This window comes from Aeromonas sp. FDAARGOS 1416, assembly GCF_019048085.1.
In the GTDB taxonomy this organism is placed as follows: Bacteria; Pseudomonadota; Gammaproteobacteria; order Enterobacterales; family Aeromonadaceae; genus Aeromonas; species Aeromonas veronii.
Genome location: NZ_CP077301.1, coordinates 2,623,604 through 2,645,379, shown reverse-complemented (window position 1 = coordinate 2,645,379; position 21,776 = coordinate 2,623,604). Strand labels below are relative to the sequence as shown.

The 21,776-nt window shown below is 60.6% G+C and carries 23 protein-coding genes; 7 read left to right on the top strand and 16 right to left on the bottom strand.

Going from position 1 to position 21,776, the window contains the following annotated elements:
- The first annotated feature begins 336 nt into the window (after positions 1–336).
- The 3 genes from I6L46_RS11780 (at position 337) to I6L46_RS11770 (ending at position 2,772) form a co-directional block, all read left to right on the top strand.
- Positions 337–831, top strand: a complete 495-nt coding sequence (locus tag I6L46_RS11780; RefSeq protein ID WP_216975594.1) for a RimK/LysX family protein — start codon at positions 337–339, stop codon at positions 829–831.
- 138 nt (positions 832–969) lie between these two features.
- Positions 970–1,446, top strand: a complete 477-nt coding sequence (locus tag I6L46_RS11775; RefSeq protein ID WP_254203096.1) for a CesT family type III secretion system chaperone — start codon at positions 970–972, stop codon at positions 1,444–1,446.
- 33 nt (positions 1,447–1,479) lie between these two features.
- The gene (locus I6L46_RS11770) at positions 1,480–2,772 is read left to right on the top strand and encodes a phospholipase (protein ID WP_216975590.1); all 1,293 of its coding nucleotides are present in this window, start codon (positions 1,480–1,482) and stop codon (positions 2,770–2,772) included.
- A gap of 94 nt (positions 2,773–2,866) precedes the next feature.
- Here the strand turns inward: I6L46_RS11770 and I6L46_RS11765 are convergent, their stop codons facing one another.
- From I6L46_RS11765 to I6L46_RS11735, 7 genes are all read right to left on the bottom strand, one after another.
- Positions 2,867–4,309, bottom strand: a complete 1,443-nt coding sequence (locus I6L46_RS11765; RefSeq protein WP_216975588.1) for an ATP-binding protein — start codon at positions 4,307–4,309, stop codon at positions 2,867–2,869.
- The gene (locus I6L46_RS11760; RefSeq protein WP_005335091.1) at positions 4,306–4,992 is read right to left on the bottom strand and encodes a response regulator; all 687 of its coding nucleotides are present in this window, start codon (positions 4,990–4,992) and stop codon (positions 4,306–4,308) included. The genes I6L46_RS11765 and I6L46_RS11760 overlap by 4 nt, the downstream gene beginning before the upstream one ends.
- 130 nt (positions 4,993–5,122) lie before the next feature.
- Positions 5,123–5,689 (bottom strand): tetratricopeptide repeat protein, encoded by a 567-nt coding sequence (locus I6L46_RS11755; protein ID WP_227016181.1) that lies wholly within the window; start codon positions 5,687–5,689, stop codon positions 5,123–5,125.
- A 67-nt stretch (positions 5,690–5,756) separates the two neighbouring features.
- A complete protein-coding gene (locus tag I6L46_RS11750; RefSeq protein WP_042082681.1) occupies positions 5,757–6,626 on the bottom strand; it encodes an SDR family oxidoreductase in 870 nt (289 codons plus the stop codon).
- 34 nt (positions 6,627–6,660) lie between these two features.
- The gene (locus I6L46_RS11745; protein WP_005362310.1) at positions 6,661–7,314 is read right to left on the bottom strand and encodes a TenA family transcriptional regulator; all 654 of its coding nucleotides are present in this window, start codon (positions 7,312–7,314) and stop codon (positions 6,661–6,663) included.
- On the bottom strand, positions 7,311–8,807 hold the full coding sequence (locus I6L46_RS11740; protein ID WP_216975586.1) for an AMP-dependent synthetase/ligase: 1,497 nt from the start codon (positions 8,805–8,807) through the stop codon (positions 7,311–7,313). Before I6L46_RS11740 ends, I6L46_RS11745 begins: the two co-directional genes overlap by 4 nt.
- Positions 8,804–9,478 carry a thermostable hemolysin gene (locus I6L46_RS11735; RefSeq protein ID WP_204482740.1) on the bottom strand — a complete coding sequence of 225 codons (675 nt, stop codon included), beginning with the start codon at positions 9,476–9,478 and terminating at the stop codon, positions 8,804–8,806. Before I6L46_RS11735 ends, I6L46_RS11740 begins: the two co-directional genes overlap by 4 nt.
- A 144-nt stretch (positions 9,479–9,622) precedes the next feature.
- Here I6L46_RS11735 and I6L46_RS11730 point away from each other — a divergent pair, with 144 nt between their 5' ends.
- The gene (locus I6L46_RS11730) at positions 9,623–10,270 is read left to right on the top strand and encodes a class I SAM-dependent methyltransferase (RefSeq protein ID WP_216975584.1); all 648 of its coding nucleotides are present in this window, start codon (positions 9,623–9,625) and stop codon (positions 10,268–10,270) included.
- A 39-nt stretch (positions 10,271–10,309) separates the two neighbouring features.
- Here I6L46_RS11730 and I6L46_RS11725 read toward each other — a convergent pair whose 3' ends face one another.
- Both I6L46_RS11725 and I6L46_RS11720 read right to left on the bottom strand, forming a co-directional pair.
- A complete protein-coding gene (locus I6L46_RS11725) occupies positions 10,310–11,698 on the bottom strand; it encodes an FAD-binding oxidoreductase (protein ID WP_216975582.1) in 1,389 nt (462 codons plus the stop codon).
- A 28-nt stretch (positions 11,699–11,726) separates the two neighbouring features.
- A complete protein-coding gene (locus tag I6L46_RS11720) occupies positions 11,727–12,650 on the bottom strand; it encodes an ABC transporter six-transmembrane domain-containing protein (protein WP_216975580.1) in 924 nt (307 codons plus the stop codon).
- A 107-nt stretch (positions 12,651–12,757) separates the two neighbouring features.
- Between I6L46_RS11720 and I6L46_RS11715 the strand changes: the two genes are divergently transcribed.
- The 3 genes from I6L46_RS11715 (at position 12,758) to I6L46_RS11705 (ending at position 15,527) form a co-directional block, all read left to right on the top strand.
- Positions 12,758–13,351, top strand: coding sequence for a TetR/AcrR family transcriptional regulator (locus I6L46_RS11715; protein WP_216975578.1), 594 nt, complete (start codon positions 12,758–12,760; stop codon positions 13,349–13,351).
- Between the two features lie 108 nt (positions 13,352–13,459).
- Positions 13,460–14,686, top strand: coding sequence for a winged helix-turn-helix domain-containing protein (locus I6L46_RS11710; RefSeq protein ID WP_216975576.1), 1,227 nt, complete (start codon positions 13,460–13,462; stop codon positions 14,684–14,686).
- A gap of 91 nt (positions 14,687–14,777) precedes the next feature.
- Positions 14,778–15,527: an ABC transporter substrate-binding protein gene (locus I6L46_RS11705; protein WP_110302585.1), complete on the top strand. Its 750-nt coding sequence runs from the start codon at positions 14,778–14,780 to the stop codon at positions 15,525–15,527.
- 89 nt (positions 15,528–15,616) lie between these two features.
- Here the strand turns inward: I6L46_RS11705 and I6L46_RS11700 are convergent, their stop codons facing one another.
- From I6L46_RS11700 to frdA, 7 genes are all read right to left on the bottom strand, one after another.
- Positions 15,617–16,741 carry a M20 family metallopeptidase gene (locus I6L46_RS11700; protein WP_128835120.1) on the bottom strand — a complete coding sequence of 375 codons (1,125 nt, stop codon included), beginning with the start codon at positions 16,739–16,741 and terminating at the stop codon, positions 15,617–15,619.
- A 25-nt stretch (positions 16,742–16,766) separates the two neighbouring features.
- Positions 16,767–17,234, bottom strand: a complete 468-nt coding sequence (locus I6L46_RS11695) for a YjiG family protein (protein ID WP_005335063.1) — start codon at positions 17,232–17,234, stop codon at positions 16,767–16,769.
- Positions 17,231–17,959, bottom strand: a complete 729-nt coding sequence (locus I6L46_RS11690) for a nucleoside recognition domain-containing protein (protein WP_005335061.1) — start codon at positions 17,957–17,959, stop codon at positions 17,231–17,233. Before I6L46_RS11690 ends, I6L46_RS11695 begins: the two co-directional genes overlap by 4 nt.
- 252 nt (positions 17,960–18,211) lie before the next feature.
- A complete protein-coding gene (gene frdD, locus I6L46_RS11685) occupies positions 18,212–18,568 on the bottom strand; it encodes a fumarate reductase subunit FrdD (RefSeq protein WP_005335059.1) in 357 nt (118 codons plus the stop codon).
- Positions 18,569–18,578: 10 nt separating this feature from the next.
- Entirely contained in the window at positions 18,579–18,977 is a 399-nt protein-coding gene (locus I6L46_RS11680) for a hypothetical protein (protein WP_005335058.1), read from the bottom strand.
- Positions 18,978–18,993: 16 nt separating this feature from the next.
- On the bottom strand, positions 18,994–19,728 hold the full coding sequence (locus I6L46_RS11675; protein WP_005335057.1) for a succinate dehydrogenase/fumarate reductase iron-sulfur subunit: 735 nt from the start codon (positions 19,726–19,728) through the stop codon (positions 18,994–18,996).
- Entirely contained in the window at positions 19,721–21,505 is a 1,785-nt protein-coding gene (gene frdA / locus I6L46_RS11670) for a fumarate reductase (quinol) flavoprotein subunit (RefSeq protein WP_047437968.1), read from the bottom strand. The genes I6L46_RS11675 and frdA overlap by 8 nt, the downstream gene beginning before the upstream one ends.
- Positions 21,506–21,776 lie beyond the last annotated feature (271 nt).

Here is a 21,776-nt window from a genome sequence, read left to right as displayed (position 1 = left end):
CAAATTTTCGGCAGGCGCAAAAAAACCGGTGGTTTTCAGGCCCTCCGGTTTACAACAGTGTAGGCAAAAATCCCTTCAGAACAAGACTGATAATTTGTAAATCCTTGTGGTAGCCTTTGGCGTCACAACCTGAGGTTAACCACCAGTTTCATCCAGCACCGTTCGGTGCCTTGCTCTCCTACGATATTCCCGCCCGCTTGGGCCGCCGTTCGGCCACTCTTTGTCGTCTCTCTCCTGACCCGCCAGATATTATCCAAGTAGCTGAAATAAATCGGATTGACCCACAATGGGACTGTGGTAGATCTGGGCGCAGGATTGACAAGGCAGGGTCGTAAAATGGGCAAGATGATGGTGGGGATCACCCTGATGCTGGCACTGTGTGGCAGTGCGCTGGCAGAGACCCCGACCAGCTATGGCTGGATCGAGAAGGGACTTATTTTGCCCACCGGCGTGGCGGTGAAGATGAAACTCGACACCGGGGCGCTCACCTCTTCCCTCGATGCACGCTCCATCACCAGATTCAAACGGGATGGCAAGCCCTGGGTGCGCTTCATGCTGGTGGTGACCGATGCCGACAGCGGCAAGCTGGTCAAACAACAGTTCGAACGGAAGGTCGAGCGCAGCGTGACGGTGCGCGGGGCGGGCGGAATGGAGCAGCGGCCAACGGTGACCATGTCCATCTGTCTGGGGGACAAGGTGTATGAGGAGTGGTTCACCCTGCGAGATCGCAGCAAGATGATCTATCCGGTACTGCTGGGCCGCCGTCTGCTGGCGGAGCTGGGCCCGGTGGACTCCAGTCGAACCTTTACCGTACAGCCCGCCTGCCGTTAGGGGCAATTTCGGCGTGAATCTAAAAAACGCCGTTTCACAGCTAAATCCCCGCCCCTCTACCAGAGGTAGCATCTTCACCATACCCTGAAGCGTGCGAGCTCGTTCGCCAGCAAGGGCTTGAGCGTGGAGTGCATCATAGTGAAACCCTATCAACAAATCGTATCTGAATGGCTATTGCTCGCGGGCGAACAGCAGGGCGTCGCCTTGAGTCTGGGCAGCGATGGCCACTGCCGTGTGCCATTCGGTCTGGATGGCGAGTGCCTGGTCGAAGTGCCCGATAACGATGAGCTGCAGGCATGCTACCTCTATACCCCCTTGCTACGTCTGCCTGACGATGCGGCCAGTCAGTTGCAGCTGACCCGCTCGGCCCTTGAGCTGAACATGTTTGGTTTGGCCACGGGGGGAAGTCAGATCAGTCTGGACAGTCGCAGCAATCATCTGGTGCTGACCTTTTCCTCTCTCATCGAGATGCTCGATAAAACCCTGTTCATGCAAACCTTGGGTGAATTTCTTGATCTCGGCGTCACCTTGCAGACGCAGTTGCAGGCGTTGAGCGCCCGGCAGGAGACAGCTGCCATTCCCTCCCCGTTATCTGGCGTCATGATCCCGTGTTGATGGATCGTCATTGGTATTAATCAGGAGTAGAAGATGTCTATTCAAAGCATTGGACAACCCCAGCGCGCTACCGCTGTGGCCTCTCATGAGCATGGGGAGGTGCAATCCTCATCTCGCCAGCACTCGGTTCATCATAATCTGGCCTCTCACTATACCAGCCTCGGCTTCGGCTCCCGGGTTCAGCCGAGCAAGGTCTTGAACACCTCGCTCAAGTGGTTGACCCTCAGTGCCCCGGCTCGCAAGATTGGCATCGCCATCCAGGGCGGCCATGACTCCCATGCCCAGAGCGCCAAGGGCAAAGCCCGTTACTGGACGGGCGCCATCATCAAAGGGCTGGCCAATATCACCGGTGGTGTCAGCAGCGTGGCCAGCGGTGCGGTGACGGCAGGAGTGGCCGGGATGAAAAACCTTGGCGAGTCAGCGGCGCGTCTGGTGGCCTCCTCCTCTCTGGGGTTGGCGGGGAGCGTGATGAAGGGGGCCTCCCATCTGCCGCTCGGTATGTCAGAGCGGTTGCAACAGGGCTCACAGCAGGCCTTGAGTGCCGCCAAGGGGATCATCAAACCGGCCTTCGTGGCGAAGGCGCAGCAGGAACCGCTGACTGCCGAGGGGGCGAGAGCGGTGATGGATGCGGCCCAGCTGGCGCGGGTCAGCTGCTCCAGCAGTTATCGGGAGATGCCGGCAGGCTACAGTCACGCCACGCTGGCAGATATTCCCCCTTCGATATTGGCCCGCCGTGAAGATGGTTCTGGTGGCACCGGGAGTGCCCTGACACTTCATGTCACCCCGGGCAAGAACGAGAATGACCCCTTTATCCTGACAGGTGATGCCTGGTCTGCGCTCAAGGTCGCCGTTTACAAGCGTGGCGATACCATGGTGCTCTCGTTTGTGGGCACTCAGCCTGCCAAGCGCCCCGGCACCCTGAAGAGCGATGCTGGCGCGGCCCTTGGCATCAAGGACAGCGCGTTTCAAGATGCCGACCGGCTGGTGAAGGCCTTTGCCCAGCAGTATGGCGGCAAGGTCGAGGTGCTAGGCCACTCATTGGGGGGCGGTCTGGCGCAATATGCCGGCATCAAGCACGGGCTCAAGGTCACGGCGTTCAACAGCATGGGGCTGCATGTCGGATTGCGGGATCGCCTCGCTCACAAGCTGGACGATGCCAATGTCACCCACGTCAACACCAGCGGGGATCCGCTGAGTCAGAAGGTGGAACACGGTGTGTTCGGGCTGGATGCCTCTTCCCAAGTGGGCAAGCGTTATGTGATTGAACACTCTGGCGGGCATCGCATGGAGGCGGTGACGGCAGGTCTGGATGCGCTGCTTGCCTGATCTGCCGGTGATGGCGCGGCGACAAGTCGCGTAGCATCAGCGTGCTAATTATCTATAAACAACGCCTCCCTCGGGAGGCGTTGTCATTTTCGGATCAGGGCAGGGAGTGGGTGTGGGTCGGTAGCCAGACGCTCACCTCCAGCCCCCCTTCCGGCCGGTTGTGGACATCGAGATCGGCGCCGTGCAGCTGGGCGATGCGCGAGACGATGGCCATGCCGAGCCCCACGCCATCCCCCTGCTGGGGATTGACCCGAAAGAAGCGTTCATACAGCCGGGGCAAGGCGCTGGCGGGAATGCCGGGGCCGTTGTCGCTCACATCCACCCTCACCCGGTTGCCCTCTCGCTGAACCCGCACCCTGATCTCGCCCTCCGGCTGGGTGTAGCGCAGCGCATTGTCGATGAGATTACTGAACAGCAGCTCGAGCAGGGTGGCCTGCCCCATCACCAGCTGCGGCAATTCACACTCCAGCGACAGCTGCTGATCCTTTTTGAGCGCGATGGGAGCCAGCGTTGCCAGGGGGCCTTGCAGCAGGTGGCCCACCTCCAGCTCGGTCAATACCAGCCCCTGTTGGTTGTCGATACGGGCCTGGGTCAGCAGTTGGCGGATCAGCCGATCGCTGCGGTCGAGGGCCTGCAGCATCTTGTGCAGGGAGTGCTGGCGGCTGGTGTCATCATCGGCAGCCAAGGCATTTTCACTGTGGATCCGCAGCACTGCCAGCGGGGTGCGAAGCTCGTGGGCCGCCTCGTTGGTGAACTGTTTCTCCCGCTCTATGGTCTCCGCCAGCGCCTGCATTAGCCGGTTGATCTCGTTGGTGAGGGGGGTCAGTTCCTGAGCGCTTATCTTGAGGCTGAGGGGGCTCAGGTTGGCGGGGTGACGTTCGCTGATGGCCTGGGCCAGCTGGCGCAGGGGTGCCAGCCCGCGGGTGATGAGCCACCAGAGCAGGGCCAGCAGGAACGGCAGGGTGATCAGCAGCGGCAGCATGGTGAGGGTGGCCATCTTGCTGGCCAGTTCGCTGCGCTCGTCGTCCCGCTCGGCCACCACCAGCCAGGTCTGCTCCTGCTGGTTGTAGAGAGTGAAGGTGCGCCACTGGTGATTATCTTTTTCGACCGTGTCAAAGCCGATGGCCAGGGTGACCAGCGGCTGCTCCGGGGCACTGGGGGCACGCAGCAGCAGGCCGCCTTTTTCATCGAGCAGCTGGAAGTAGAGATTGCGTTCGAACTCGTGGCCGTAGGGTGTGATCTCCCGATCTTCACCGGTCAGGTTGAGGCTGGGGTCTTTTTGCCACTCATCGGGATTTTGCGCCTCCCACTCCTGATAGACGGTGCCGTTGGCGGGCAGTTGCCCCTGCTGGGCCATGTAGCGAGCCAGCAGCTGATTGGTGATGCGGGCCGACTGGGCGAGGCGGGCATCAAACAGCTCCTCCATTTCGTGGCTCGCCTCCATGTAGCCGATAAAGGCGCTGATGGTGAGACTCAGGCTCACCAGCGTCAGGATACCGGTGAGCAGAAAGCGGCGAATGGAGCGCGGACGTTTCATCGTGCGGGTGTCCGGCTTGGCTGTTCGAGCTGGGGAATGATGTAGCCGACCCCGCGAATATTGCGGATGAGGTCGCTGTAGAACTTCTTGCGCAGATGGTGGATATGCACCTCTACCGCGTTGCTCTCGGCGCCTTCATCCCAGCCGTAGAGGCTCTGTTGCAGCTGATCCTTGCTCAGTACCCGGCCGCTCTGGCTGATCAGCTCCTGCAGCAACTTGTATTCGTGGGGGGTGAGTTTGACCGCCTCCCCCTGATAGGTGACCTGCTGGGATTCGGGATAGATAAGGATATCGCCATACTCCAGTACCGCCTGAGCCTGCCCCTTACTGCGGCGAACCAGGGCGCGCAGGCGGGCGTTGAGCTCCTGCAGGGCGAAGGGCTTGACCATGTAGTCGTCGGAGCCGGCATCAAGGCCGACCACCCGATCGTCCAGCGCATCGCGGGCGGTGAGGATCAGCACCGGCAGCTGGTGGCCCTCCCGTCGCAACTTGCGCAGCAGGCTGAGGCCATCGATGTCGGGCAGATTGAGATCGAGGATCAGGGCGGCGAACTCGTCGCTCTTGAGGGCTGCCAGAGCGGGCAACCCCTGTTGCAGCCAGTCCACCGTGTAGCCGCTATGGCGCAGTGCATCCTGCATACCATCCCCCAGCATCACATCATCTTCTACCAGCAGGATCCGCATTCTTTTCTCCCTATTTGTTGGGTGTGGCGATCTGGCTCAGCGCCAGGGCGTGCCGTGGCATAAACAACCCTGCCCACCAGTATGCAAGCTGGTGGGCAGGGTTTAAATAGTTCTTTGATCCATCAGGGTTTTATAGCTTGGCCAGCCGATCGCGGATCTCCATTCTGCGCCCTTCGTCGGCCACTTCGCGACCTGGGCGGGCCGGGGCGGCCAGCGCCTTGTCGAGGTAGGTTTTGGCCTCGGCCTTGCGACCCTGATCCAGCAGGAAGTCGCCATAGAAGAAGTTGGGGTCGATGCCATCGGGATTGATGGCCAGCGCCTGCTTGAGCAGCTGCTCTGCCTTTTCGTCATCGCCAAAACCGACCGGCCAGCCGGGCACCTGATAGTAGAGGGAGCCCAGACTGGTGTAGGCAGAGCCGTCCAGCGCCTTGGGATCCTGCTTGAGCGCAAGCTCCAGCTTGGCTTTGGCCTCTTTCACCAGCCCCAGCGCTCCCAGCCCGCCCTTGGCCCCCGCCCAGGTGCTCTTGACGATGGCCGACCAGATTAGCAGATCGGCGCGAAAAGGCTCCTTGGCGCTGGCCGCTTCGGCCTGGGTGCTCAGGGTTTCGAGGCAGCTCTCTTTCGCCTTGCCGGTCTGTTGATACTGGCAGACGGCCCACTGTTGCTGGATGGGGACGAGGGCATCATCCGCGGCCATGACCGAGGAGGACCCCAGCAGGATGGCGATGGCACAAGAGGTCACTGATTGACGGAAAAAGTTCATATTAATGCTCCTTCTTGGTCGGGATCGGGCGGGACAAGTCTGGTTGTGGCGCACTGTTTGCGCCGGCATCAGCCGTCCCTGGCTGAAGATGACGGGCATAACGTTTGATGATCGGCAGCTGTCTGGCCAGCGCCTTGTCGACGATGCCGGGCAGCAGGGCATTGAGCCGCACGAACAGTTTTTCCGGCCAGCCGAGCCAGCTGCGGCGGGTTTCGTTGCACAGGGCGATGACCGCCTCTTCGGCCACCTCCTGCGGGCTGTCGGTCTGGGTGCCGAGCGCCGCATTCATCTCGTAGGCGGCCTCGGAGTTGAGTTTGGTGCGGGTGGCGCGGGGGGCAAAATGCAGCACCTTGATGCCACTCCCCTCCAGCTCCCGTCCCAGCGCTTCGCTAAAGCCGCGCAGGGCAAATTTGCTGGCGCAGTAGACGCTGTAACCGGGGTAGCCGATGCTGCCCAGGCTCGAGCCCATGTTCATGATGATCCCCGGCTTGCGCATGGTTGGCAGCAGGGCACGGGTGAGCTGGATGGGCGCCTCGATATTGAGCAGCAGCTGGCGCTCCACCTGCTCGAAGCTCTGATCTTCCAGCCAGGCAAACTGGTTGCAGCCAGCGTTGTTGATCAGGATGTCGATCCCATCCTCCAGTGCCGGGTGTTGCAACAGCTTGGCCCGCTCCTGCGCAGAGCCGAGGTCGGCGAGCACCACCTGATGGCGCTCGGGATGGGGCAGTGACTTGCACAGCCGCTCCAGTGCCGGGCCGCGACGACCGTGCAGCAGCAGGTGTGCCCCTTGGGCCGCCAGCTCCTGTGCCAGCTCCTCACCTATGCCACCGCTGGCGCCGGTGAGCAGCACGAGTTTCCCTTCAAGGTTCATGGTATGGATTCCCTTTTTGCTGTCTGCTGCCGACTTACGGTGTGGCGGTGAGGTTGTAGAGCATCTCGCCATAGAGGCGGTAGACCACCTTGGCCCCGTGGATGATGGCGGCCTGATCCGCCGGACTCTCGACCCGATCCATCAGGGATTCAAAAAACTTGAGGTGCTCCTGATCCAGGGCGCCGTGGGAACTCAGGTAGCTCATCGCCTGGGGTGGCAGGCCGAGACCCTTTTTCAGCTGATCAGCGACGGTGAGGGCGATAGCGACGCTGGTGCCTTCCAGTACCTGCACCATGCCGAAGAAGCCCATGGGGTTGCCGCGCTGGATCTGGTCGTAGAGGAAGGCGACCATCAGCTCGATGGGCAGCCCCGGCTGGCCGTGGCGCACCGCCTCGGCATCACCGCCACAGGCGCGGATATCGTTGAGGATCCACTCCTGATGGCCATACTCCTCGTCGATGTACTCGGCAATGGCGCCGCGCACCCACTCGTACTCCTGACCCAGCTTGCCGCCGGTGGCCATCAGCAGTGGAACTGTGTGGCGCACGTGGTAGTAAGCCTGCGCCAGAAAGGCGAGATAGGTGTCACGGCTGATATCGCCACGGCGACAGGCTTCGATGATGGGGGCGTTGAACAGATGCTCACGCTCACTGGCAGTGGCTTGTTGCAGAGTCTGGTAGAAGCTCATGACGATTCTCCTGTAAGGCATTGGCTGATTTGCCGGGAAAAGTGTTGGTAAATCTCGTTGCGACGGGGGCGCCCGTTGGCGGTCAGCAGCCCGGGATGTTGATCCAGCGCCACCGGCAACCAGTGGTGCAGCCGGGCATAATCGGGTAGCCGCTGGTTCAGACCTGCGATCTGGCGTGGCAGATCCGCCTCTTTGCCCGGCAGGGGCTGGATCAGCGCCACGTTGGCGGGCTGACCATCGCCAAAGACCACGATGCGGGCGATGGCGGGGCAGAGCTGTGCTTCGGCCTCCACCCACTCGGGGGAGAAGTTGCGGCCAAAGGCGGTGATCTGGACATTCTTCTTGCGCCCGGTGATATGGAGGTAGCCTTCTTCATCCAGATGACCCAGATCGCCTGTGGCGATCTGCATGGCAGAAGGTTCGCCGGTGGCGATCTGTTCGGGAGTCGGTTCGTTGCTGCCGAGATAGCCCAGCATGGCACTGCCGCTCACCATAATTTCGCCGTCGCTGGCGATGGTGACCTGACAGTGGGGCAGGGGGCGGCCGACGCTGCCGAGCTTGTCAGCATCCGGGCTGTTGAGCGCCACCACGGAGCCACACTCCGAGAGGCCATATCCCTCATACACCGGCAGGCCGAGCTGACGGGCGTGTTTGAGCAGGTCGGGGGCCACCTTGCCACCACCGACGGCAATAAAGCGCAGGCTCTTGAGCTGCTGAGCCAGCGTCGGTGTGCTGGTGCAGAGCGCCAGCAGCAGGCGCAGCAGTTCGGGCACCAGCACTAGACTGTGGGTCGACCAGCGCAGCAGCGCCTCCCCCAGCATGGCTGGATTGAGCGAACTGGAGCCGGTGAAGCCGAGCTCACCGAGGGACGGAATGCGGCTGCAGGCGCCGGTCAGCAGCGGCACATAGAGGCCGGTGATGTTCTCAAGCAGGGTGGCCAGCGGTAGCAGGGTCAGGTGTTTTTCCACCTTGGCTGGCGCGACTCGCTCGGCCAGCGCGTGGCTCACCGCCATCATCTGGGTCAGTGACAGGCAGACGCCCTTGGGCTGGCCCGTGGTGCCGGAGGTGTAGGTGATCTTGGCGGTGCCCTTGAGCAGCGTCGGTCGATTAGCCGGTGTGTGGCGCCAGAGTGGCAGCTCGCCGGTGATCAGCGAGAGCGGCTCGGCGGCATGCCACCCCTGATGATATGGGCCCACCAGCGCATCGGCGCCGCTGCTCTCCAGCAACCAGGCCTGCTGGGCCTGACTGAAGAAGTGGGGCACCGGAATGACCACGATACCGGCGCGGGTGCAGGCGAGATCCAGCAGCGCCCAGGGCAGGCCGTTGTCCAGTTGCAGCGCCAGACGGCTGATCTCGAGCTGTTGCAGCTGGCTGGCCAGACGCTGGATCTGTTGCCAGAGGCTGTGGTAGTCGAGCCGCTGCTGGCTGCTCAGCAGCGCTGGGGATTGCGGATTCTCGCGGGCATGTTTGGCGATGGCGTCGAACAGGCTCATTGGGCGCACCTTTTTTGATGGGTCTGGTTATCACTGCTCTTGCCGGCATCGTCAAACAGGGTCGGCATGGGGGCCAGCAGATTGAGCAGCAGGCTGCTCTGGGCCAGCACCTCGCGCCCCTGATTGATGTCGCCCACCATCACCTTGGGTTGGCAACGGTAGTACTCACCCCAGGCGTCGGCGTCGGCTCCCACCTGATGGGCCTGGGCGGGGGCCAGCTCCACCGGATTGAGTTGCAGGCGGGCAAAGCTGTTGCGCAGCTTGGCCGTGCCGGTAAAGACCACGTAGTCGAGGGCGTTTTCACACAGCAGATGACACAGGGCCGCGAACATCAGGCGGGCATTGCCCGGTTCGCTGCAGGCCAGATTGCCCACTTCGATAATGCGGTTGCGTGCCGGATAGACCCCGAGGCGGGTATTGATGGCGGCCTCGATGGGTTGCTCCAGATACTGTTCCAGATAGAGAGGCCCCTCACTGGCATGATTGAGACCACAGGCGCCGACCAGCGTCCCGTCCGCCCGATAGAGCCCCAGTAGACAGGGGAGGAAATGGGGGATGCGGGCGTTGAATTCGAGGGTGTAGGCGGCCTGGATATAGGTTTGCAGCGCCATGACCTGCTGCGGGGACTTGGCTAGCAGCAATCGGTAGGGGGCCTGGATCTCGATGGTCATGGGTGACTCCTTCTCTTGCGATGGTTTGAGAGTAAAAGGGCAAACTTAAGAAACCCTTAAGGAGCAAAAAAAGTTGTCAGCGACGCGACGGGCAGGCAATCTGCGCCGCTGTTATCCAACAGGAAGCCCCCAAGAGGAACCGCCATGTCATCCACCGTCAGCTGCCCCCTGTGTGCCAGCCATCGCAGTTATCCCCTGCCGGTGGCGGGCAAGCGCTATCATCGCTGCCTCGCGTGCGAGCTGGTCTGGCTGGATCAGGCGGATCATCTGGATGAGGCGGCGGAGAAGGCGGTCTATGACGGTCATGACAACCGGGTGGATGATCCCCGTTATCGCACCTTTCTGATGCGGGCATTTGGCGAGGTATTGAGCCGGGTGCCAACCCCAGCCAGTGGCCTCGATTTTGGCTGCGGTCCTGGCCCAGCGCTGGTGGCGATGGGGCGTGAGGCGGGTTACCAGATGGCGGGGTATGACAAGTTCTACGCCGATTTTCCCGAGTTGCTGACGCGTCAGTATGACTTCATTACCAGTACCGAGGTGATCGAGCATATCGCCGAGCCGCGCACGGTGCTGGCGCAGTTGTGGGATTGCCTCAAGCCCGGTGGCCTGCTGGTGCTGCAGACCCAGCGGGTGCTCAGTGACGAGCGGTTTAAAAACTGGCGCTATCGCCACGACCCGACCCATATCGTCTTCTTTGCCGAGGCATCGTTTCGGGTGTTGGCCGCCAGCTGGCAGGCCGAACTCAGCTTCCCCCACGCCGATGTGGCGGTATTGCAGAAAGGCACGCCCTGAGGCGTGCCTTCGTCTGTTACTCGTCGGGTTCGCCCAGCGCTACTCCTTGTAGCCCTTGTCCTGCCACTGGTAGTACATCAGGGCAGATTTGACGCCGATTGACTTGAACGGCTCTGGCGGCAGCCACATCGGCAGACTCTGCTCCGCCTGGTTGAACCAGGGGTGCTCCTTGCCTTGATAGAGGCTGGCCACGATGTCGCCAAACAGGAAGGAGAGATTGATGCCGTGGCCGTTGTAGCCGAGGGCGTAGTAGATGTTCTTGTGCTCCCCCATTACCCCCACCGCTTCAGTGCTGTCGCCGGTCATGCCGAGAACCCCGTCCCACACCTGCTCAAATTTGATCCCCTTGAGGGCCGGATAGAGGGTCACCAGCTCGGTCATCATCATCTCGCTGACCCGGTTAAGATCGCCTTTGTAGTTGAGGCCGTCGTTGAAGACGTACTCGGCATTGCCACCACCGATGACGATGCGGTTATCCGGGGTCAACACCAGATGGAACAGGATGTTGCGGGTGTCGTAGTAGGGCACCCGACTCTGCCACTGGATGGCGGCCAGCTGCTTTTTGGTGAGCGGCTCGGTGACGGCGCTCTGGGCGTGCACCGGAAAGACCCGGCCGCTGAAGTAGCCAAGCTTGGAGGTGTAGCCGTTGGTCGCCAGCACTATGCTGTCGGCGGTCACCTTGTACTTGTCGGCTACATTGAGCTCGATCTGCTTGCCCTCCTTGATCTCCACTACCGGGCTCTGCTCGTAGATGGTGACGCCCGACTGCTCCACCGCCTTGCGCAGGGCATTGACCAGTTTCATGGCGTGTACCTGACCGCCATTGGGGTCGTAGACCGCCCCCACATAGCGGTCGGTGCCCAGTTTCTCTTCGGTGGTATCGGCGTTCCAGTACTGGAGCGGGATGCCGAGGCGATTGGCGGTTTTCACATAGTCGCGGTACTCGGCGATATCCTCCTCATCGAGGATCGCCTCCACATAGCCATCGAGCTTGAGGTCGGCCTCGACGCCGGTTGAGGCCACCAGCGCCTGCAGCTTGCGCATGCTGGCGACGGTGAGATCGTAGTGACGTTTGCTCGCTTCCCCCTCTGCGTAGAGGTCCATCACCTCGGAGCCCGGCAACACCATGCCGCCGTTGCGGCCCGAGGCACCGCTGCCCACCTGTTTGGCCTCGAAGATGGCGATCTTGAGCGACGGGTTGGCCTTGGCCAGATGCCAGGCGCTGGAGAGTCCGCTGTAGCCGCCGCCTATGATGGCGATATCCACCTTCATGTCTTGTGCCAGCGGGGCGCTCTCCTCTGCCGGTTTCTCCTTGAACCAGTAGCTGGTGTTGGGCTCAAAGTCGCTCATCTTGGGGCCGCAGGCGGCGAGGAAGAAACAGCTGATGCACATGGTCAACGCTCGTTGGCAAAGGGTGGTCGGATTCATCTTCTACTCCGGTTACAGATACAAAATATCAAATCAGTTCATCGGGTTGGGCGGTGTTGACCCGGCGACCGATATCTCGCAGCCGGGCCAGCTGATCGGCAAGACCGGGCCCCTCATCCAGGCTGGTGACAAAGTTCCAGAGGTAGGTCATCACAGCATAGACATGGCCTGCCGAGACCTGGGGCTGGGCCATCAGCATGGGGATGGCGAGCAGGAACAGCAGGGAGGCGCTGATGCCGACCGCCAGAAAAGCGAGTGCCTCCCGATCCGAAATCCTGATGCGCAGCCAGGCCAGCGCGCGGTAGTGGCGGGAGAGGCTGGCTGATTGGGCATGGGTGACCAGTTTGACTTCGTGTTCCAGCCGATCGTTGAGCCGCTCGTGCAGCAGCTGGTTTTTGCGTGAAAAGCCGGGCAGCAGCAGGCCGAACAGCAGCAATACCCCCATACAGGCGATGCCGACCCAGAACTCGATCACCATCAGCATCACGGCCGCCCCGACGATGGAGATGAGGCTGGTGGCCAGGATCGGGATATGTTTCTCGAAGAAGTCGACAAATTCCCGCGCCAGGGTAACCCGCGCCACTATGGTGGATTGCCCCTCCTGCTGCTGGCGCTGGGTCAGGATCACCGGCACCGCCAGTGCCGCATAGATATGGGTAAAGGTGCGGGTATCGACTGCCCGGCGCAGGGCGCCGATGAGCCAGAACAGCAGTACGATGAGGGCGTAGCTCGAGGCCTGCAGCCACTGGCCCTTGACGATGGCGTCGATGGCAAAGCCGGCGAACAGGGGATAGACCACCAGCAGGATGTTTTCGAGGGCCACCAGCGAGAAGGTGCCCGCCAGCTTGAGGGGATTGGCCCGCGCAATCGCCCCCAGCGAACGACCGGCCGAGTGTGGCAACGGCGTGGCCTGCTCGTCGCAACTGGCTGCCGAAGTGGTTGGTGTTGTCATGGGTTATCTCCTAAGATGTCGGAAACGCTAAGTTTGAGCGAGTGCTCAAAGTTTGTTTGAGCGACTGCTCAAAGTCAAGCAGATCGATTGATATCGCAGGAGGTCAGATGGCACGCCCATCAGCAGAACAGCGCAAAGAGATGATCATCGAGGCCGTACTGGCCCTGTTTCGAGAGAAGGGAATGGCGGCATCGTCAACCCGTGATATTGCCGAGCGCACCGGTCTGGCGCGCAGTCACGTCTACCACTACTTCAAGGATTGGAAGGAGCTCTGCCTCTGCGCCGTGGAGCGCTTCACCAGTCAGGAGATCGCCGAACAGCGGGAGTGGTTGTTGCCGCTGCCAGCCCGCGAAGCGTTGCCGCTCTTTGTGCGAGACAACCTGCCGACCAGTCAGGATGCCTCCTGGGCCATCTATCTGGATGCCTGGAACGAGTCACTGCGCGACCCTGTGTTTGCCGAGAGCTACCGCAAAATCATTCTGGCGTGGCGCGAGGTGCTGGAGCAGATCCTGCAAAAGGGGATCGACAGCGGCGAGTTTGTGGCGGGCGATGCCCGGCGACTGGCGCGTCAGATCACCTCCCTCATCAACGGCTATGCCGATGACCTTATTCTGGAGCCGACCCCCGAGACGGTCGAGGCCACGTACCAAGAGATCATGCTGGTGGTCAATCAGCTGGTCTTGCCCCCGACTCACTCATAGCGGCGCAGGCAAAAAAAGGGTGGGGAGGCATGCCAGCGTGGGGCCTCCCCCGGTTTTGTTGGCCATCCGCCGGGCGCGCGATGGTCAGATACCAGGGAGCGGTTGTTGATGTCGATTACCCATTTGTCACTGCAAGATGCCCGTCATCTGCAACTGGCGGCGCAAGGGCTGCTTGCCCCCCGTCGCTGCAAGGCGACCCCGGCTGATCTGCTGGCCACCATTCGCCGTATGGCGCTGCTGCAGATCGATACCATCTCGGTGGTGGCGCGCAGCCCCTATCTGGTGCTCTTTAGCCGCCTTGGCCAGTACGAACCGCGTTGGCTGGAGCAGTTGCTGGCCGACGGCGAGATCTTCGAATATTGGGCCCACGAGGCCTGCTTTGTGCCCCGCGAGGATTACCGATTGCTGCGCCACCGGATGCTCGACCCTGCCGCCATGGGCTGGAAGTTTTCGGCCAACTGGCTTGCCACCCATCAGCAGGAGATCGGTCAGCTGATCGAGCGCATTCGTCAACATGGCCCGGTGCGGGCGGCCGACTTTGAACGCACAACCGGCAAGGGAAACGGCTGGTGGGACTGGAAGCCGGAGAAACGTCATCTGGAAGTGCTCTTTACCACAGGTCAGCTGATGGTGCGGGAGCGGCGCAACTTTCAGCGAGTCTATGACCTGGCCGAGCGGGTCATCCCTGAGTGGAGCGACCAGCGGGACCTGCCGAGCGTCGAGCAGGCGCAGCGGGATATGGTGCGCGCCAGCTGCCGGGCGCTGGGGCTGGTCAAAACCGGTTGGGTGGCGGACTACTACCGGCTGCGGCGCGGTAAATACGATAACCTGCTCCATCAGCTGGCGGACGAGGGGGAGCTGTTGCCGGTACGAGTGGAGGGGTGGCAGCACGGCGCTTTTGTGCACGCCTCGCTGGCCGATGAGCTGGCAAGGGCACAGGCGGGCACCCTCAAGGCAACCCATACCACCGCCTTGTCGCCGTTTGACCCGCTGGTGTGGGATCGCAAACGGGCCAGTGAACTGTTCAACTTTGACTATCGCATCGAGTGCTATACCCCGGCGCCGAAGCGTCAGTACGGTTACTTCGTGTTGCCGCTGCTGCATCGTGGCAAGCTGGTGGGCAGGATGGATGCCAAGGCCCATCGCCAGCAGGGGATCTTCGAGATCAAGAGCCTCTATCTGGAAGAGGGGGTGAGAGTGACCCGCCAGCTTGCACAGGATCTGGCGAAGGCTCTGCAAAAGCTGGCTGACTGGCACCAGACGCCGCAGCTTCGTTATGGTGCCATTCCGGCCAATTTGCTGACGTTGTGGCATGAAAGCGCCCCTGCAAAGTGAGCTCTATCCCTTCTGGGCTAAGCTGCAAGAGGGATAAACAGTCCGGGAGCGGGAGATGAGACGAGCGGCAACATGGTGGGCGGGATTGGCGATGGCCATCTTGTCCCCCGCGCTATGGGGGCAAGAGCCACCAGTGAAGATCTGTCTGGGGGAGGGCAACGAGTGGGCCCCCTTTACCTATTGGGAGCGTAAGGATGGGGTGCCCGATACCAGCCGCCTGACAGGTTCGGCGACGACGCTGGTGCTCGATGCCCTGCAACAGAGCGGGCTCTCGCACCAGATCCGCTATCTGCCCTGGGCGCGGGTGCAGCAGGAGCTGGCGGATTATCGCCTGAACGGTCTGTGTGAGCTGACCTGGGATGCCAGCTACAAGCCGGAGCGTGCCGAGTTTGCCTTCTATAGCGTACCCCTCTATTACACCCACCTCGGTTTCTTCTATCTCAAGCGCCGCTACCCCGAACCGCCGGATCTGCAGACGGTCAATCGTTCCCGGGTGTGCGGGGTGATTGGTTACAACTACACCCCCTACGGGCTTGCGCAGGAGCCACGCCGGGTTAAACAGTTGCAGCAGGCGCTCGATATGCTGGAGCGGGATCGCTGCGACTTTCTGCCAAGCGAAATCGAACCTCTGGTGGCTGGCATCAGCCTTGGCATCTACCGCAGCGAGAGCGGGTTGCTCAATCTCGCCCTGCCCAGCCGCAAGGGATTCTATCTGCTGGTGAGCAAGGGCTCCCCCCGCGGTCACCAGCTGGTGAACATCCTCAATCAGTCGCTGGTGGCATTTCAGGAAGGGGGGCATACGGATGAGGTGATGCGCCGCTTCTTGCCGCCAATGGAGTAATAGCGAAGGGTTGCTGTCATTCAGGGGGAGCAGATAAAAAAAGGGCCAGCCGGTGCAAACCGGCTGGCCCTTTTTTACGTGAGAGCTTGTCAGGCTGCCAGACGAGTCAGTACCTTCACCAGCAGCTCGATGCGCGGGGCAATGCTGGCCAGATCCAGATACTCCTCGTCACTGTGGAAACCGGCACCGATGGGGCCCAGACCATCCAGAGTGGGAATGCCGAGGGCGGCGGTCAGGTTGGCATCGGAGCCGCCCCCCACCTCCTGCCAGCTGATCGGTAACCCCAGTTCGGCGCCACACTCCTCCACTAGCTGCATCAATGCCTGGGTGCCCTCTGACGGCACCATGGCCGGTTTATGCGCCTCGCGGGTCAGCTGGATGGTGACACCGTCCAGATGCGGCCGCTCGGCCAGGGTCAGCAGATGATCGTCGATCTGGTGGTACTCCTGATTGTCCCAGAAGCGGACATCCACTACGGCGCTGGCATGTGCCGGCACTATGTTGGCGCCGTTGCCCCCCTCGACAATGCCGATGTTGAGGGTGGTGCCGCTCTCGAAGTTGGTCAGGGCGTTGATGGCCAGGATCCAGTGGCCCAGCTCGGTAATGGCGCTGCGCCCCTTCTGCGGTTCGTTGCCCGCGTGAGCCGCCTTGCCGGTGAAATCGATGCGATAACGGGCCATCCCCTTGCGCGCCTTGACCAGCGAGCCATCGGCGCGGGCCGCTTCGGCCACCAGCACCTGTTTTGCCTGTTTGGCCACCGTTGCCAGCCAGTCACTGGAGTGGAGGGAACCAATCTCCTCGTCCGGGTTCATGCAGACGCAGATGCTCAGGCGATCGCGCACCTCGCGGGGCAGTTCACGCAGGGCATAGACGATGTTGAGCAGGCCGGATTTCATGTCGGAGACACCGGGGCCGTATGCGCGCTCACCATCGATGCTCATCGGGCGGGCGGCGGCGGTGCCGAGGGGGAAGACGGTATCCATATGGCCGATCAGCATTACATCGATCTGCGCCGCATCAGGCTGGTTGCGGATCTCCAGCCCCACCCCGGCGGCGCCGCAGTCGACCCGCTTGATCTGCCAGCCACCCATCGCCTCATATTTGGCGGCCATCAGGTCGGCCACTGCCGCAATGCCCGGCTGGTGCAGGGATCCGCAATCCAGATTGATCAGCGGGGCCAGTTCGGTCAGGTATTGATCCAGAGAAAAAGTCATTGCTTGCTCCACTATCAGGTTCGGGTCAGAGAAGGATGTTCATCACCAGCATGGCGCCGAAGGCGTTGAGTACCGAGATGGCGACCATGATGGGGATATAACGCCCTTCGGTGCCGATACAGCCGAGGATGCGGCCCATGTACTGCACCTGGGAGCCCATCAGGTAGATGGCTGGCGCCAGAATGGCGATGTGAGTGCCGTTGAGGATGCCCTGATCGAACAGGGTGATGACCACACCGACTGCACCGCCCATCGACATCCAGGCGCCGATCAGCACGGCTGCCGCCTCACCGGGCAACCCGAAGATGGCCATGACAGGGGAGAAAATGGCGCCCATGGCATCCAGCGCGCCGGTGATCTGCAGCGCCTTGATGATGACGAAGGCCATCAGTACGTTGGGTACGGTGGAGGTGGTGGCGATGACCCAGCCCTTCTTGGCCCCTTCGACGAAGATATCGGTAACGATGGGTTTCTTGATGTTGGCCTGGCTCATTTGGCTTGCTCCTGAGTGTTGAGGGTCTGCTGGGTGTTGTTATCGGTCTGCTTGCCTTCGCTCATATTGAGGTAGACCCGGAACAGGTTGGCCCCGACAAATTTGAAGGCGAACATCACGATGACAGCCAGACCGATGGAGGAGCTGACCGCCGGGCTGCCATCTGCCAGCGTCAGGGTGAACAGCACGGCGCCGGAGGAGAAGAAGTTGACGATGGTGGCACCAGCGGAGAACTGGAACATGGTGAATACGTCGGTTTCACGCTTGGTGATGAGCCCTTCATCCTTGAGCTGACGGGTCATGGCGGCACCGGCATCGGTACTCTGCAGCGAAGCGATCAGCGCCAGACCGGTATTGCCCGGGATCCCCATCAGCGGGCGCAGCAGCGGGGTCAGCAACTTGCGGGCCGCTTCCAGCGCGCCGTAGTGCTCCAGCACATTGATCATACCGAGAGCAAACATCACGGTGGGGATCAGGGTCAGGGCGAACAGAAAGCCGTCTCTCGCCCCGTTGCCCCCCTTGCCGCGCATGTCGGTCATGGCGGTCTTGATGCCGTCACCATTCTCGCTGACGCTCTGGACCATGGTGCCGAACGAGCCGTTCAGCGTGGTGAAATCGAATACCCCGTACCACTCGCCGGATTGCAACAGTCCGGAGAAGAAGACCACGGCGAAGGCCAGGGCCAGGTAACTGCCTATGCTCACCGAGCGTGTTTTGTCTGTCATTAGCTAGCTCCATATGAATAATTATTTAATCTGAATAATTATAATTGATATGGATGTCACTAAATTGATGGTGGTCAAAATGGTTTGCTACAAATGACGAATGTATTGGTGTTATGTGACTGTGATCGCCATATGATTGGACGATAATCTGGTTTTTATCGAATTGTTTGAGTGAATAAAAAGCAGGGGCGGGATAGCGGGGCAAAAAAAAACCGAGCACGAGGCCCGGTTTGGTCAATCAGTCAGATGTGATTACTGGAGTACCAGCACCATCAGCAAGCCGACGCTAATGGCAGATACCAGGAAGGCAAAGCCATAGAACACATAGTGGTGCAGCTTGGTGGTGTGGATCCCCAGATCGTGCAGACCGTGGTAGATACGGTGCATGCCGTGCCAGACTGGCAGGGCGATGATCACCAGCAGGATGCAGGCACCCCACCAGGAGCTGGCGAACGCGTGCACGCGGTCATAGCTCATGGTTTCCACGTCCATGATGCCCATGGGCACCAGCAGACCGGTGATGAGGACAATGACCGGCAGCAGCATGGCAACGACCATGCCACCCGCACCAAACAGACCCCAGTAAATTGGTTCGTCAGAACGTCTCATTGTTTTCTCCTCAGGCCACGATGATCAGGACAAGCAGGGACACCACCGCCAGCGCCACATACTGGGCGAGAACGATCGGCTTCTCCGGTACCAGGTCTTCACCACGGAAGATACGCATGGCTTTCGGCGCCAGGGCGAACCAGGTTTTGGCATGGAACAGGCACGCCGCCAGAGCGACGACATGGAACAGGATGGCGATCGGGCTTTGCAGGGATTCCAGCCAGCCGTTGAACGCTTCCTGACCCTGAACCAGGCGCATCAGGCCCCACATCAGCACAACGGCGTAGATGGAGACGAAGATACTGGTGCCTTCACGGATCATGTAACCGGTGTAGAAGGCGTTCTTCAGCCACCAGTCTTTCTTCATTTCGCGGACGTAAGGTTTACGTTTGCTATCAGTGTTGTTCATGGTCTCAATCCTGCTCTCAATCTGGCTTGAACATGGCGATCATGTAGTCCTTGGCGCTTTCGACCTTGCCAAGCTGGATGGCCGCCGCCGGATCGACGCCCTTCGGGCACACTTCGGAGCAGTAGCCCACGAAGGTACAGCCCCAGACGCCTTCGTCCTGGCTGATGATGCGCATACGCTCTTTGGCGCCGGCATCACGGTTGTCGACGTTGTAGCGATAGGCCAGAGCCAGTGCCGCCGGGCCGGTGAACTTCTTGTTGATGCCGTACTGCGGGCAGGCCGCGTAGCAGAGACCACAGTTGATGCACTGGGAGAACTGCTTGTACTGCGCCATCTGGGCCGGAGTCTGGATGTACTCGCCATCACACAGGCTGCGCGGCTCGCTCGGGATGATGTACGGCTTGATGCTCTCCAGCTTCTCGATGAAGTCGGACATGTCGACCACCAGATCGCGCTCGATCGGGAAGTTGTTGAGCGGCTCGACGGTCATCTTGCCCGGCAGGTAGTCGCGCAGGAACGCCTTGCAACCCAGCTTGGGCACACCGTTGACCATCATGCCGCAAGAGCCGCAGATCGCCATCCGGCAGGACCAGCGGAAGCTCAGGGTAGAGTCCAGGTGATCCTTGATGTACTGCAGGGCGTCCAGCAGAGACATCTCTCTCTGGTATGGCACTTGGAAGGTTTGCATCCAGGGCTCGTTATCCTGTTCCGGACGGTAGCGCAGGATCTCAATTTCAATCATCTCAGCCATTCTTCTTAGCCTCGTCTTGTTTCTCACCCTCGGAGCCGTACACGCGTTTTGCCGGCTGGGACTTAGTGATCTTCACATCGGAGTAATCGATGGAGGGCGTTTCGCCATTTTTGTAGAACGAGAGCGTGTGCTTGAGGAAGTTCACGTCATCGCGCTCTTCGTAACCATCCAGACGCTGGTGGGAACCGCGGGACTCTTTACGATTGATGGCGGAGTGCGCCATGGCTTCAGCCACGTCCAGCATGTAACCCAGTTCGATGGCGTACAGCAGATCGGTGTTGAAGACAGAGGACTTGTCGTTGATCTTGACCTTCTTGTAACGGGCTTTCAGCTCGTTGATCTTGTCGATGGTACCCTGCATCAGCTCTTCGGTACGGTAGATACCGACGCCGGCTTCCATGGACATGCCCAGCTCGTTGCGGATATCGGCCGGGTTTTCGGTACCGTCTATGTCCATCAGGGAGAGGTGCTGCTTGATGAGCGCCTCGGCCTTGGCGGCCAGCGCTTCGGTATTGCCATGCTTCTGAGTCTTGGCAAATTCACCTGCCTGCTCACCGGCCAGTTTGCCGAATACCACGATCTCGGACAGGGAGTTGGAACCCAGACGGTTGGCACCGTGCAGACCGACGGAGGCACATTCGCCCGCGGCGTAGAGGCCGGGCAGACGGGTGGCACACTTGTTGTCAGTCTCGATACCACCCATGGTGTAGTGGGCAGTCGGACGTACCGGGATAGGCTCTTTGGCCGGATCCACGTTGACGTAGGCTTTGGCCAGTTCGCAGATGAACGGCAGACGCTCTTTCAGGTACTTCTCGCCAAGGTGACGCAGGTCGAGGTGAACCACATCGCCCATCGGGCCCTGAATGACGCGGCCTTTCTGCTGCTCTTGCCAGAATGCCTGGGAAACGCGGTCGCGCGGACCCAGTTCCATGTATTTGCTCTTCGGCTGGCCAATCGGGGTTTCCGGGCCCAAGCCGTAGTCTTGCAGGTAGCGGTAGCCATCTTTGTTCAACAGGACGCCACCCTCACCACGACAACCTTCGGTCATCAGGATGCCGGTGCCCGGCAGACCGGTCGGGTGATACTGGACGAATTCCATATCACGCAGCGGTACGCCGTGACGGTAGGCCAGTGCCATGCCGTCGCCAGTGACGATGCCACCGTTGGTGTTGTAGCGATAGACACGGCCAGCACCGCCGGTTGCCACGATCACGGATTTGGCCTGGATGAAGCGGGTGATACCGTTCTGGATGTCGAAGGTCAGTACGCCCTGAACGCGGCCGTCGTCCACGATCAGATCAAGACAGAAATGCTCGTCGAAGCGCTTGATGCTCGGGTATTTGACGGAGGTCTGGAACAGGGTGTGCAGAATATGGAAACCGGACTTGTCTGCGGCGAACCAGGTACGCGGAACCTTCATGCCACCAAACGGACGCACGTTGGCTTTGCCATCCGGCTTGCGGCTCCAGGGGCAACCCCAGTGCTCCAGCTGGATCATCTCTTTGGTCGCGTTGTTGACGAAGTATTCCACAACGTCCTGCTCGCACAGCCAGTCACCACCGGAGACGGTATCGTTGAAGTGGTTTTCGAGGGAGTCGTCATCACGGACGACACCGGCGGCGCCGCCTTCGGCAGCAACCGTGTGGCTGCGCATCGGGTAAACCTTGGAAATCAGGGCGATGTCCAGGTCTGGCTGTGATTCGGCTATAGCGATAGCGGCGCGTAAGCCGGTACCGCCAGCACCGATGATGGCCACATCGGTCTTGATAATATCCACATCTGCCTCCTTAGGGATAGATTTGCTGGGCACGATTTTGCTCTATGAAAAAAATTCAGGCTTGATGCAAGTCAAACTGCTAGGTTTTATTCCCTTTTTATTGGTTATTTTTCTATAAAACACCCAAATCCCTGGATGAAAATGTCGTTATTATCGTCATTTTCTGGTGTTACTGAGCAGTTGAACACCTAGCTACGAGCACTTTAACTTCTGGATTGTACGTAGTTTTCTTTCAATAAAATGCGAATCACCTCTCTTTTTAGGTACTCGC